This is a genomic window from Paenibacillus sp. P32E, assembly GCF_001909085.1.
Taxonomy (GTDB): domain Bacteria; phylum Bacillota; class Bacilli; order Paenibacillales; family Paenibacillaceae; genus Paenibacillus_AQ; species Paenibacillus_AQ helianthi.
Map to the genome: position 1 here is coordinate 109,689 of NZ_LVYY01000046.1, position 12,679 is coordinate 122,367.

A 12,679-nucleotide genomic window follows, 5' to 3' on the forward strand; every position below is an offset into this window, starting at 1 on the left:
ATCTTGTTCATCGTGGAACATACCGCTATGCTTACGAAGCCAGTTTTAGGAGGCCTATAGAGATGATTTTATCATTAGACCAAGGAACTACAAGCTCGCGTGCGATCTTGTTCGATTATGAAGCAGGGATGATCTCTCAGGGGCAATATGAGATTAGCCAGTCTTTTCCCCGGCCGGGATGGGTAGAGCATGATCCTAATCAAATCTGGGAGACACAACTGGCGGCAGCCAGAGAGGCCATAAGAGGAAGCGGGAGGCCTGCTGACGAGATATCTGCAATTGGTATTACCAACCAGAGGGAAACCGCTTTGATCTGGGAGAAGGCCAGTGGGAAGCCTATCTACCCGGCCATCGTCTGGCAAGACCGCCGTACGGCCGAGCAGTGTGAAGAACTGAAACGGCGCGGACTAGCGGATGTGATTGCTGCCAGGACCGGTCTTGTAGTGGATGCCTACTTCTCAGCAACCAAGCTGGCCTGGATTCTGGATCATGTTCCTGGGGCGCGAGAGCGCGCGGACCGAGGAGAACTGCTGGGAGGAACTATCGACACCTGGCTGATCTGGAAGCTCACAGGAGGAGCTGTGCATGCAACGGATGTGACAAATGCCTCGCGCACCATGCTCTACAATCTGCATGAGCGGATATGGGATGAGCAGCTGATTGACGAGCTTAGGATACCGCGTTCAATTCTGCCCGAAGTTAGAATGTCCGGGGGGGAATTCGGAGCAGCAAGCAGTAAATGGTTTGGAGCCCAAATTCCAATTCGCTCGGTGCTGGGAGATCAGCAGGCCGCCTTGTTTGGGCATACCTGTCTTGAAGCCGGAAGTGCCAAGAATACATACGGCACCGGCTGTTTTATCCTTATGAATACCGGGACTGAGGCGGTAGCCTCCAGCCATGGACTGCTGACAACAGTGGCTTGGGGCATGGGAGATGAATTGTATTATGCCCTTGAGGGCAGTGTGTTCGTAGCCGGAGCGGCAGTGCAATGGCTGCATGAAGGCCTGGGGCTGATTGAAGGTCCTGCAGACTCAGAGGGAAAGGCGGGGGAAGTGGAAGATAGTGAGGGTGTAGTAGTAGTACCGGCCTTCACAGGACTGGGAGCACCCTACTGGGACATGTATGCCCGCGGAGCGGTGTTTGGCCTGACACGCGGAACTACAGCAGGTCATCTGGTGCGGGCTACCCTGGAATCCCTTGCTTTTCAATCAAGAGATGTCATCGGTGCGATGGAAAAAGATGCAGGCATGCCGCTCACCGGACTGAGGGTAGATGGCGGAGCAGTGCGCAACGATCTGCTCATGCAGTTTCAAGCGGATATTCTCGGCAGCGAGGTTACACGTACCATGTATGCAGAGACGACCGCACTGGGGGCAGCATTGCTTGCCGGACTAACGTCAGGGATTTGGACCCGGGAGCAGCTCGAGAGCTTTAATAAGGCTGAGAAGGTATTCTCGCCTACAATGGAGCCGGCAGAGCGTGAGCTTCGTTACCATGCCTGGCAGGATGCTGTTTCGCGAACCATGGGCTGGGAGAAGCATGAAGGTCACCGTTAAAGGGTATAGGATGAATCGCTAGCACAGCAGTAAACTTATAGATGGAATAATTGCAAAATGGCCCGCAAGCAGATTATCTGCTTGCGGGCCATTTGAGGTAAGCGCGAATGAATGTTTAGTATTCCATTACAAAAGCTACATTTTGCCAGCCTGCGCCAACGGTCCAGAAGAGCACTTTGTCACCGCGTTCAATCATTCCAGTAGTCACTGCTTTGTGCAGGGCTACAAAAGGACTGCTTGTCGAAGTATACCCGAATTCATCGCCGATATAGACCGCTACATCGGTGTCGATGCCTGTTTTGTCGGATACGGCACGAATATTTGGGAGGGACAGCTGTGAAAAACAGGCGGCCTTGATTGACTCGGGAGCAATCTCATTATTGCTCAGCAATGTATTGATCGATTCCGAGGCTGCATCCACACAAATGGAGTCATCAAATGGAATGAACTTCACATTGAACTCTCCGGCACCAACACCACCACGTCCAAGGTTGGCTAAGCCATCCACAGGAAACATCGAGTTCCCATAGACACATGTGTCTGTCTGGTAAATAGAATCAATGAAGCCTACCGAATTCTCATCCCGCTCCAAAATAACGGCAGCGGCAGCATCTCCAAAGTTGGCATAGTAGACAGGATCGTTTTTATCCGCATGCGGAGCAACGTGGTCTGAGCCGATCACCAGCGCGCGACGGATTCTTGGATTGGCCATCATCTGACGGCTTACCTGTTCCACCGAGGCGGTCATACCTGCACAGTTGGCATTACTGTCGATGCAAATGGTGTGGGAAGCGCCACCGATTAAACGATGAATCATAAGTGAGTTCGTCGGGAAGATGTATTCAGGAGTCTGACTGGCATAAGCAATCAGGTCGATGTCAGCCCCGGTAAGCCCGGTCTTGTCCAGTACGTTGCTTGCCGCCTCAAAAGCCATGGTCAGTGAATTCTCTTCATTGCTGTCGATGCTATAGCGGTTATTACGGCCAAGAGTAGCCAGGAGGCCACGGATATCAATACCTTTTTCGTCAAAATGCTGTATGAAAAAGTCGTTGCCAATCTTTTTGCTTGGATGATAGATATCAATGTCCTTTATCCGTATCCCGGCCATGGTAATCCTCCTAAAAGTTAATGAGCGATTCTTCCCGCCCTCAAGTTTTGTATAAAACTTGCTTCTCAACCATCATTCAGGCTGGTGAGCCTTGAAACAATACTTAAGATTGAACTGTCGAAGTGATGTCCAGGTTTTCAAGTCCAGCCTTGCGGCCGAGGCGCGCGAGCTGCATTTTAAGGATGGGGTTATTTTCAAGGGTCAGGCTTACTTTTTCAAAACCATCTGCTTTGAACATGATGAAGCAGCCCTCCAGCAGAGGCACAACATCAGGAGCAGTAACATTTAGTTTTCTGCAGTCAATCTGCAGAGCATATTCTGAAGGTGTGATCGGGTTAACAGTCTGCTGATAAGCTTGAATCGATTTGAGACCATCCTCATTGGAGAAAGTGCCTTCTAATTCAATATTAATGACCTTGTTAACAGAATCGGTTTTCAAAATAAATTTACCCATGTGCTCATCTCTCCCAAAATTAAATGTGTGAAACGTATAACGGAAATGTTGACTGTACGTTGTTGTTCAGTCATAGAATATATCCAAATAACTTTTGGTTTTACGCCTTGATTCGATACAAAAACTATAGTTTTGGGATATTTTCCCTCTAATATAATCATATATTTCTCAAATAAGCAAGAAAAAAGTCGAATTGTGTATAAAATTGTTGAAGAAGAATTTATTGGATTTCCTCAAGCGTTGCAAGCAGCACATTAAAAGCTGAAATGACTCTTGGAGCACCGATACAAGGCACCAGATGCAATAAGATTCCTTTGATCTGTTCTACAGTTATTCCGACGCGGAGCGCCATCACATAATGGACCCCGAGCTGCTCAAATTGTCCCATAGTAATCAAAGATGAAATAACAGCAATTTCTTTCCAATCGGAGCCAATTGTTGTGCGCTGAAAAAGATCCCCATAAGCGTTGCCCATAATGTACTCGGCCAGTTCGGGGAAATGCTCTTTGATTGGAGCTAGTGCTTTGGCTCCATAGTCGCCGGACAGGTTGGTAAAATGCTTTAGACCGCTGTAACTGGTGTTTTCCACAAAGATGCCTCCTGAATTTTGATGAGTGGCAAGGACCGGTCATGTGAAGCTTGATTCTTACCTCTGCTACTTAGTTGAGATTCAACGTCCTATGGGCCGTTGGAGGCACTTCGTCACGGTCCGTCAACAATTCAATGACAGCTACACGGTTTGACTCGACTGCGGCTTGTACAGCAACGTTGAATTGCTCCGCGGTTTCGCATTTGTAGCCTGTGGCTCCGAGTGACTCAGCGAATTTCACGGCATCCATAGGTACCTCGTAGATCGTACCGTCAATTCTGCCTGTGGTTTTCTCCATCCCCTTAAGCGCCATATCCAGCTGCATGTTGTTCACTACGATAAAGATTACCGGAATATTCTTGCAGACTGCAGTGTTGATTTCAGCACCAAGCATCATGAAGCAGCCATCTCCGGTTAGGCAGAAAATGGTTTCTTCAGGGGAAGCCACCTTAGCCCCAATAGCCATGCCAATGGAGTTGCCCATACAGGCAAAATAAGCATCAAAGACAAAACTACCCGGTTTTTTCACGTTGTACCATTTCACGGCGTTGAAGCCATGGCTGCCGTCATCTACAAAAACGGTGTTGTTGTAAGGAATCAAATCGCTCAAGGTGCTCATGACCGAAGCTAGTGACAGCTTGGAGAGAACAGGCAACTCTTCCGCATAATGAACATCGGTTTCTGTTATATGTTTCTTTATAGCAGCTGTATCTATATTCTTTAGATAAAAAGCCAAATTGTCCCGTAAATCCCCGCCTATAGCGATGGTCTGTGAAGATAAAATTTTACCTACGAAGGTAGGGTCTACGTCAAATTGGATAAGTGTTTTCGGGTGATTTTCAGCCTTTAGATTGCAGATGGTCATGTCACTCAGACGTGATCCAAGCACAATGAACAAATCACTGCGGTTCAATAAATCATCACCATGCTTGCAGCCGCCAACACCAATTGGTCCATGATACAACGGGTGATCCCAAGGGATCGCACCTTTTCCTCCCGGTGAAGTAACGACAGGGATGTTAAAAGTTTCAGCCAGCTGAATGAGCTCTTGGTGTGCAATAGAACGGTTAACCCCTTTGCCGGCAATAATAAGAGGATGGCTGGAGGCATTAATAGCTGAAATCACACGTTCGAAATTAGCAGTGCTTACGAGATGTTCACGCTCAGGAATCACTATCCGGCATTCTTCCAGCATTTCCGTCTGCACATCAAACGGGATACATAAATGGACCGGCCCGCGCTGTCCGCCCAAAGCAATAGAAATAGCATGGTTAAATAAGGTGCTGAAATGATCACCTCGCTCCACCAGTTTACTGAAGAGTGTAGCCGGTCTGAACATGTCCGCCAGGTCAGCCAGATATGACGAAGAATCCTGGCACTGGGGAATTCCCAGCTCCTTAATAGATTGATGACCTGTAATGAACAGCACAGGCAGGTTGTTCGCTTTAGCATGTGCTGCAGCAGTAAGAAGATTGGTTCCGCCTGGACCTGAAGTCCCAAAAGCTACACCCAGCCTGCCGGTTTTGAGAGCATAGCCTGCTGCTTCGAACCCGGAGCTGGACTCATGTCTGCCAGGAATAAATTCAATCCCGTAATCGACCATCTTAAGAACTACGGGACAAATAGACTTGCCGATGATACCAAAGGAATGTGTTACGCCGAGGTTTCGTAGTGCCTCAGCCATATAATCTGCGACTGTTTTCAGATAATCCACCCACCCAATGTTTTTTTTTAGCAGAAATAGAAAACCTGCACTCACGAGAGTACAGGTCGGCTGCAATGAATAACCGTATAGAACGAGGTTTCCCCAGAGCTTCGGTTGTTCAGCAACCTGGCTGTCATGGTCCCATAAAAATGAGACTGTAGATCCATGGCTTTGCGTCATTCCCTTTCGGTGAATTTTGCCGTTATGATGTATTGGAAAAAATGCATATTTTTACTTTACAATATATTTCTAGCTCCTCTCTTGTCAATATATTTGTGCTGAAAAGCTCAGTTTTTGACGAAATTAACGAACAATGTCAATTGCAAGAAATGGTCCAGTTGAGTTGGAAAACAGGGCGAATCCAAAAAAAATTTAATGCAAAAAAGTCTTAATAATACAAATTGTGAAGAAACATTGAAACAGAAATATATCAGGTATATTGAACTATTCCTTTGTATGGAAATGGATGATTTGATTGGAATAATGGGGTGTACCCATTATTTATCTGGATTAATAAGGCTAATGAACGAAACACCCTTCAGATCCAATTGAATTCATTTTATTATTTCCATTAAAAATAGCGGAGAGAAGTGCAAAAGAAATAACGGTACTTGCTGCTGCCAAAAAACTGAATTTTCATAAAATAACATTGATTATTTTGTGAACAAAAAAAGACCGCTTCATATGAAACGGTCTATGAAAATGGAGATTAAAATTTGAAAATATGGATCGTTTTCTGGAGTTGGAATACTGCTTGCGTCATTTTCTCTGTTTCTTCAGCAACAGACTGCAGGGCATTTATTTGTTCGTTCATTGCTGCGGATACCTCTTGGGTTCCGGCCGCAGTTTCTTCTGTAATCGCAGAGATATTTTCGATAGCTCCAGAAATTTTTAACGCGCTCTCCAGCATGAGATCACTCTCAGACGAGAAAGAAGCAATTTGCTCGGTGATGTACTGAACGCTTTGCACAATCTGGGCGAAAATATTCGCGGTTTCAATGATCATTTCATTTTGAACTTGGACGACTTCCTCATTGATGGCAATATTCTCAATCGCTTCCTTGATATCGTTCTCAATACTGCGTACCAGACCGAATACTTCTTTGGTGGAGGCTGTAGATTCCTCAGCAAGCTTGCGGACTTCCTGGGCTACAACAGCGAAACCACGACCATGTTCACCGGCGCGTGCTGCTTCGATCGATGCATTGAGTGAGAGCAGGTTGGTCTGCTCGGCGATTTCTGTAATGGTTTTGGTGATCATCGTGATCCCCCGGGCATTATGTGATAGTGCTTCAATCGTATCGGCGACCTTCTGGGTAGCTTGTATATTCTTGCGCATGCCTTCTGCTTGAGTATCAACGGATTGGCGGCCTTTCTCAACTAATTCTAGCGTATGTATGGAACGTCTGTTCATTTCTTTGGTAGAGCTTGTGTAATTCGAAACCTTGGTTTCAATGTCTTTGATGGAATCGGTCATATCGGCGATGTCCACGGATATTTCATTTGCGCCGAGAGCCAGTTCATTGGAAGAGGAGGAGACCTGCGCCATTACGATTTTCAGATTCTGATTTTTGTCCTCGATTCCGCGGCTGGCATCCATGACATGGCGGGTAATCTGAGACGCTTCGGTTAGTATTTTCTTCAGCTTATCGATCATTGTATTGAAGGAGCGGCTGACTTCCCCCATGGAACCGTTCTCATCTGCCCGGGTTGTAAAGTCACCTTTGGCAATCGTATGGGTTACGTTAGAGATATCATCGAATGAAGATGTAAGCGTTCTCTCAATGAAGCGTGCGAGTGGGAAGGTCAGTGCAGCCAATACCGCAACCATTATAATGCCGATAATCATCTTGCCCATCACTACAAGTGTGATTAGTACAGGGACAGCGAATAAAGCGGCAACCAAGTAACAACCGGCTCTAATTCTCTGTTTTAACGGAAGCTTGTTCATCCAGTCCATCATAAAAAGTTCCCCCTAAAATAATGTTGTGTATTATAATATTATAGGCGTTTTCAGAGGGAGAGGTCTATTGTAAGAATTGACATAAAAATGCTCAAATAGGTCTTTCGGGCATGAATTTTGTGTGAATATCTTCATACATAGCATGGTGGTTTTGTTCAATTTGGAGAAGATACTTTTCACTAGTGCTTCAGGCTCAGAGGATGTGACATCCGATATAGAAAAACGCTCATTGGAACAGCAGGCGGATGCCCGCTCTCCAAAGAGCGTTTGTTCAGGACTACTTTTTTACAGTAACACAATTTCTTCCGCGGTATTGATTTCCGGCAGTCCTGCCAGTTTAACCAGAACGGCTTGAGGAACCGCCTTATCGACGGTGAGCAGCATGATCGCAGCGCCGCCAACGATTTTACGTCCTACCTGCATGGAGGCGATATTGACATCGTTCTCCCCAAGCAGTGTACCGACAGCACCGATGATACCCGGTTTGTCGTTATGCGAAATTACAATCTGATGGCCTTCCGGAGCAATATCGACCGGGAACTTGTTGACCTGCACGATCCGTTCTCCGTAGCCCTGCAGCAGCGTTCCCGCAACCAGACGTTCTTCGTCAGGATCTGCCTTCAGGGTGACGGTGATAAGGTTGGTAAATCCCTTGGTTTTGGAAGCCTTAGTCACAATTACATTCACATCACGGGTTTTGGCCAAATGCATCGAATTGACGATATTCACATCTGTCCCAAAGTGACGGGAAAGTACGCCCTTGACGATATAGCGGGTCAGTGGCTGTGTATCTACATCGGATAGGTCACCTGCATATTCTACTTGGATTTCTCTGATCGCGCCATCGGTAAGCTGTGTTGCGAAGCTGCCCAGCTTTTCGCCGAGTGTGAAGTAAGGCTGAAGCTTGTTCATCACACTTGGCGCAACAGGAGGGATGTTCACAGCGTTAATGAACGGCTCGTTGCGCAGAATATGCAGCACCTGCTCCGATACATCTATAGCAACGTTCTCCTGGGCTTCTACGGTGGAAGCGCCAAGATGAGGCGTTACGATGATTTTGGGGTGGGAGAGGAATGGATGATCGGCTTGCGGCGGTTCCTTTTCGAATACGTCAAAGGCTGCTCCGGCTACAATGCCGCTGTTGATGGCTTCAACCAGCGCCATTTCATCTATTACCCCGCCACGTGCACAGTTGATGATACGCATGCCTTTTTTCATGACTTCGAACTGCGGCCCAGAAATCATGTGGCGGGTTTCCGGAGTGAGCGGAGTATGCACAGTGATGAAATCCGCGCCGCGTACGATATCGTCTACTGAAGCCAGCTTCACTTCCAGCTTTTCCGCACGGTCAGCGGTCAGGAAGGGGTCATAGGCAAGAATGTTCATGCCAAAGGCTTTGGCACGCTTGGCTACTTCGCTCCCGATCCGGCCCATACCGAGAACACCCAGCGTTTTGCCGCGCAGCTCTACCCCGAGGAATGTTTTCTTGTCCCACACACCAGAGATCGTTTTGGCGTAAGCCTGCGGAATATGACGGGCCAGTGCCATCATCATAGCAAAAGCATGCTCGCAGGTTGTGATTGTATTGCCGTCCGGGGCGTTGATAACAACGACACCACGCTGTGTGGCAGCCTCAAGCTTGATATTGTCAACGCCGACTCCAGCGCGGCCAATGACCTTCAAGTTGGTGCCCGCAGCAATAATCTTCTCAGTTACAGTTGTCTGGCTGCGTACAAGCAGGCCATCATATTCGCCAATGATGGCGATAAGCTCGTCTTCGCTAAGTCCAGTCTTTTTGTCTACAGTTACATCACTTGCGTCCATTAATTGCTGAATGCCCAAATCGCTGATCGGATCCGATACTAGTACTTTAAACATGGTTTCTTGTCCTCCTTAAATTTGGAAAGCTATATATGCCCAAGGATGCCCTGAAGAGGCAGTCCACAGTACCAGAAGCCAAAATAACTAGTGAAAAATATGTCAGAATAACGGGGGAACGCGCTGTCGCATAAAAGAAAGAGTGTGCAGCAGACCGGAAAATCCTGAAAAGAGGGCCCATATAATGGCCTGGAACTGGAAATTAAATAACAAAAAAACTCTCAACCCCATACTACTGCCGTAGTAAGGGACGAGAGTTGTCGTGGTACCACCCTAATTCACTGCAACGTATGAAGAAGCAGCCTCATTGGCCCGCAAAGGCCACACTGGTAACGGAGATGATCCGATTGTGCCTACTGTAAGGTTCGACACAATATCTCAGGAGCGCTAAAGAGTTCTGTCCGTCACCGGTTTACACCACCCACCGGCTCTCTGAAGACTTGCAGAATCTTTGTTCCATCATCGGTTTTGCTTGATTAATTTTTCATAATGTAACATGGCAATGCCAGATGTGTCAATAGTCTAGTTGAAGATGAGCCGCCTTGAAGTGGCTCTCATTTTTCGTTATGATGCAATAGCTGGTTCTACTCATAAAAAAACGGGAGCTGTGGCATGGTTTCCTTGCCGTAATACTGTTCACGCCACTTCATGAAATCTTGTTCCTGCACCGCTCCTGTGGAAATTAACAGGGTGACGGCGGATTGAATATCCTTTAGATTCAGTGAACTAGCCGTACCAGAATAGATCATATCGTCAATTTTGGCCGTAATATCCTGTGGGTCATAGCCTGCATAGATGGAGCGGTTCAACATCATATCAGCTATGGATGCGTTCTTAAGCAGGAGAGGCATTTTCTTCCACTGGATAAAAGAGAGAGTCTTTAGCTCAGCGGCTTCCGAAGGGATTTTGCTGTTGTCTTTTGAGCCCCATTTGAGCATGGAGTCATAGAAGTTTTTTTGAGCGAGCAATCCGAATTTTACAGCACTGGCTGTGAATTTATCGCTTTTTAGCACCTTGGCTGTTTCAGTCCCTGATGCACCTGCATTGACTTTACTGGAGGCCTGGGAGAACAAAGTCAGGCTCTTCAAAATATTTAATTGGGATTCATAGAGCATAGGAGAGCCCGTGAAGATCGAATCCTGAGTGACCTTGTCATACTGCTTGTCTGCGAGAATGCTCAGATTCTTCAGGGTTGCTGCATTCTCACGCGCATCTGTGCTGCGTGCCAGGTTGTCCAGCTGGCTGTTCCAATTGCGCTTGAATTCCCGATAGGGCAAAAATACGTTATGATAGAACGTAACAAGATCCTGCTGCTGGTAGGAGCCGGAGTATTCCTCTGCGGTATCTTTATTATTGAGGTGTTCGTATTTGGCTTCTGTTTTGTCTGCCCCAACCTTCACTCCCGTAAAAAAAGCGGCGAATGCGGATATCAGAAAAAGCAGAAAACCTAGTGTGTATAACATTTGAGTGCGGGAGGTACGGCTGTTCATAATTAATGCTCCTTCTTCTAGGGAAATTATCTTATGTAAAAACAATATAGAACAGGCAGGTTACAATGAAAAAATTCAAATTTGGCGAAATCAGGATTAAAAAAGCCGATCCTCAGCAGTTAACCGATAAGCTTCTTTTAGTTAATTTGTATATCACTCAGGGTCTTACCTTAATTATCGGTTTGATATGGATATTATTACAGAAAAGAAACCCCATTCACATATTAAATTTTCCGGAAAACGCACAATTTGTGTTTTGGGGGCTTGGACTGGCTGCAATTATGCTGGTGGTAGACTTCTTGCTAACCCATATTGTTCCAGAAGACAGCATGGATGATGGGGGAATTAACGAGCTGCTCTTTGGTAAAAGGCCAGTGTGGCATATCCTTGTCATCGCAGCCATTGTATCGGTTTGCGAGGAGCTGTTGTTCCGGGGAGCAGTTCAGCATTCATTTGGGCCTTATTGGACAAGTATTTTATTTGCCGTAATTCATGTGCGCTATTTGCGGCACTGGATTCCTACAGGGTGGGTATTCCTCAGCAGCTACGGGCTGGGATATATATACATACACACAGGAACACTTTGGGCACCCATTCTATGCCACTTTATCATTGATGTGTTCTCGGGTCTTGTGATCCGTTACAGGAGGGAGTCATGAGCGAGGAACTTAGCCGGGTGAAGTCCCGTAAAAAACCAAATAAAGCTGAACAGCCTGCTGTTGTCAGAAAGAGAACTGGATCGCGGACCTTATCAGTCCCGCCAATCATTAACGATTCTCCTGCAGCAGTTGCGGGAACCCTGTCAAGAAAAAACCGCCACTCCTTAGCTCAACCCGGAAAAAAAGTGAAACGGGAAGAAAGACCAGTGGATGAGGAAAGCTCTACACCTTCACGTGCGGAAAGTTATCCGTCGGAGCGGCTGCGTTTTAGCAAAATGTTCATCAATTCACTAATTGTAATATTTTTGCTTCTTCTGATTTTCCTTTTGTATTGGGGACTTATTGGAGCCCCGGACTTGAATACATTATGGTAACCTCCTTGCTGCTGGACATTCTGTCAATCATTATGCTGCTACTTGCAGTGTTTATAGCTATGATGTTGGTGGCAGCATTCAGAAACCGGATTATTGCCGAGGAAATATTTCTTGAAGCTTTGCCGGAGGCTTTGGAAGGCTTCCGCATTCTTTTTATATCAGATATTCACCGGAGGCGCCTTCCGATAAAGCTGCTAAATCCACTGAAGGGGAAAGTAGATGCCGTTTTCCTTGGAGGGGACCTGACGGAAAAAGGCGGCTCCTTAAACCGTCTCTGCGATAATATGACACTGGTGGCTGGACTGGCACCGGTCTATGCTGTGCATGGCAATCATGATTACAGGGCGAATATTTCGCTGGTGGACAACATCATACGCGGGAGCGGAGCGATTTTGTTACAGGACGAGAGCATCACAATTGAAAAAAATGGGAGCAGACTGCTGCTGACAGGTGTGGACTTTCCGCGGAAGGGGGGTAAAAAGGCCTATCAACCATTAACACCACTAGCGGCTCCGGATGCTTCACTCTGCAGAATCATTCTTGTACATGATCCGTTATGGCTGTCGCAGCAATCGGAGATTCCTGCGGATTTGGTGCTGGCCGGTCATACGCACGGAGGCCAGGTAGTGCTACCTTTTGTCGGCCACCGTCATGTTGATCCATTCTATCAGGTGTATAACGCAGGTCATTTTGTGCTTCCGAGAAAAGACGGTTCTAAAACCGAAGCCAAAATGCTGATTAGCCGTGGTTTTGGCACAGCCCATCTTCCCCTGCGCTGGGGGAGTCCATCTGAGATGCATATTCTCACGCTTCGCAGAGGCGCAAGCCGAGATACAATGGCTGACTAACAAAAGCAGGCTACAAGTGTAAATTAATTTCCAGTTATGCTAAAAAGGTATTCCT

General features: G+C 46.8%; 11 protein-coding genes, 1 riboswitch and 1 other annotated feature. Of the genes, 4 read left to right on the forward strand and 7 right to left on the reverse strand.

The window, feature by feature from the left end; genetic code table 11:
- Positions 1–62 precede the first annotated feature (62 nt).
- Positions 63–1,556, forward strand: a complete 1,494-nt coding sequence (gene glpK / locus A3848_RS25095; RefSeq protein ID WP_074087587.1) for a glycerol kinase GlpK — start codon at positions 63–65, stop codon at positions 1,554–1,556.
- Positions 1,557–1,671: 115 nt separating this feature from the next.
- On the opposite strand, the gene A3848_RS25100 is transcribed toward glpK, so the two are convergent.
- The 7 genes from A3848_RS25100 to A3848_RS25130 form a co-directional block, all read right to left on the reverse strand.
- Positions 1,672–2,664: a 3-oxoacyl-[acyl-carrier-protein] synthase III C-terminal domain-containing protein gene (locus A3848_RS25100; protein ID WP_074087588.1), complete on the reverse strand. Its 993-nt coding sequence runs from the start codon at positions 2,662–2,664 to the stop codon at positions 1,672–1,674.
- A 103-nt stretch (positions 2,665–2,767) separates the two neighbouring features.
- On the reverse strand, positions 2,768–3,118 hold the full coding sequence (locus A3848_RS25105; protein WP_074087589.1) for a hypothetical protein: 351 nt from the start codon (positions 3,116–3,118) through the stop codon (positions 2,768–2,770).
- Between the two features lie 220 nt (positions 3,119–3,338).
- A complete protein-coding gene (locus A3848_RS25110) occupies positions 3,339–3,707 on the reverse strand; it encodes a carboxymuconolactone decarboxylase family protein (protein WP_074087590.1) in 369 nt (122 codons plus the stop codon).
- Between the two features lie 70 nt (positions 3,708–3,777).
- Positions 3,778–5,391: a thiamine pyrophosphate-binding protein gene (locus A3848_RS25115; protein WP_371916014.1), complete on the reverse strand. Its 1,614-nt coding sequence runs from the start codon at positions 5,389–5,391 to the stop codon at positions 3,778–3,780.
- 138 nt (positions 5,392–5,529) lie between these two features.
- Positions 5,530–5,623: riboswitch (cyclic di-GMP riboswitch) on the reverse strand.
- 498 nt (positions 5,624–6,121) lie between these two features.
- Positions 6,122–7,372, reverse strand: coding sequence for a methyl-accepting chemotaxis protein (locus A3848_RS25120; RefSeq protein ID WP_074087804.1), 1,251 nt, complete (start codon positions 7,370–7,372; stop codon positions 6,122–6,124).
- Positions 7,373–7,660: 288 nt separating this feature from the next.
- Positions 7,661–9,253: a phosphoglycerate dehydrogenase gene (gene serA, locus A3848_RS25125; protein ID WP_074087591.1), complete on the reverse strand. Its 1,593-nt coding sequence runs from the start codon at positions 9,251–9,253 to the stop codon at positions 7,661–7,663.
- Positions 9,254–9,496: 243 nt separating this feature from the next.
- Positions 9,497–9,725, reverse strand: a binding site (T-box leader).
- 112 nt (positions 9,726–9,837) lie between these two features.
- On the reverse strand, positions 9,838–10,743 hold the full coding sequence (locus A3848_RS25130; RefSeq protein ID WP_074087592.1) for a hypothetical protein: 906 nt from the start codon (positions 10,741–10,743) through the stop codon (positions 9,838–9,840).
- Between the two features lie 65 nt (positions 10,744–10,808).
- On the opposite strand from A3848_RS25130, the gene A3848_RS25135 reads away from it, so the two are divergent.
- The 3 genes from A3848_RS25135 to A3848_RS25145 all read left to right on the forward strand — a co-directional run bounded on the left by A3848_RS25135 (position 10,809) and on the right by A3848_RS25145 (position 12,624).
- Positions 10,809–11,402, forward strand: coding sequence for a CPBP family intramembrane glutamic endopeptidase (locus A3848_RS25135; protein ID WP_074087593.1), 594 nt, complete (start codon positions 10,809–10,811; stop codon positions 11,400–11,402).
- The gene (locus A3848_RS25140; protein WP_074087594.1) at positions 11,399–11,776 is read left to right on the forward strand and encodes a hypothetical protein; all 378 of its coding nucleotides are present in this window, start codon (positions 11,399–11,401) and stop codon (positions 11,774–11,776) included. Before A3848_RS25135 ends, A3848_RS25140 begins: the two co-directional genes overlap by 4 nt.
- Positions 11,777–11,838: 62 nt before the next feature.
- Positions 11,839–12,624, forward strand: coding sequence for a metallophosphoesterase (locus tag A3848_RS25145; protein ID WP_178382077.1), 786 nt, complete (start codon positions 11,839–11,841; stop codon positions 12,622–12,624).
- The last annotated feature ends 55 nt before the right edge of the window (positions 12,625–12,679 follow it).

Bases quoted from the DNA above. Each gene is read 5' to 3' on its own strand.
- glpK (WP_074087587.1), top strand. From the start codon at position 63: ATGATTTTATCATTAGACCAAGGAACTACAAGCTCGCGTGCGATCTTG.
- A3848_RS25100 (WP_074087588.1), bottom strand. From the start codon at position 2,664: ATGGCCGGGATACGGATAAAGGACATTGATATCTATCATCCAAGCAAA.
- A3848_RS25105 (WP_074087589.1), bottom strand. From the start codon at position 3,118: ATGGGTAAATTTATTTTGAAAACCGATTCTGTTAACAAGGTCATTAAT.
- A3848_RS25115 (WP_371916014.1), bottom strand. From the start codon at position 5,391: ATGGCTGAGGCACTACGAAACCTCGGCGTAACACATTCCTTTGGTATC.
- A3848_RS25120 (WP_074087804.1), bottom strand. From the start codon at position 7,372: ATGGACTGGATGAACAAGCTTCCGTTAAAACAGAGAATTAGAGCCGGT.
- serA (WP_074087591.1), bottom strand. From the start codon at position 9,253: ATGTTTAAAGTACTAGTATCGGATCCGATCAGCGATTTGGGCATTCAG.
- A3848_RS25130 (WP_074087592.1), bottom strand. From the start codon at position 10,743: ATGAACAGCCGTACCTCCCGCACTCAAATGTTATACACACTAGGTTTT.
- A3848_RS25135 (WP_074087593.1), top strand. From the start codon at position 10,809: ATGAAAAAATTCAAATTTGGCGAAATCAGGATTAAAAAAGCCGATCCT.
- A3848_RS25140 (WP_074087594.1), top strand. From the start codon at position 11,399: ATGAGCGAGGAACTTAGCCGGGTGAAGTCCCGTAAAAAACCAAATAAA.
- A3848_RS25145 (WP_178382077.1), top strand. From the start codon at position 11,839: ATGTTGGTGGCAGCATTCAGAAACCGGATTATTGCCGAGGAAATATTT.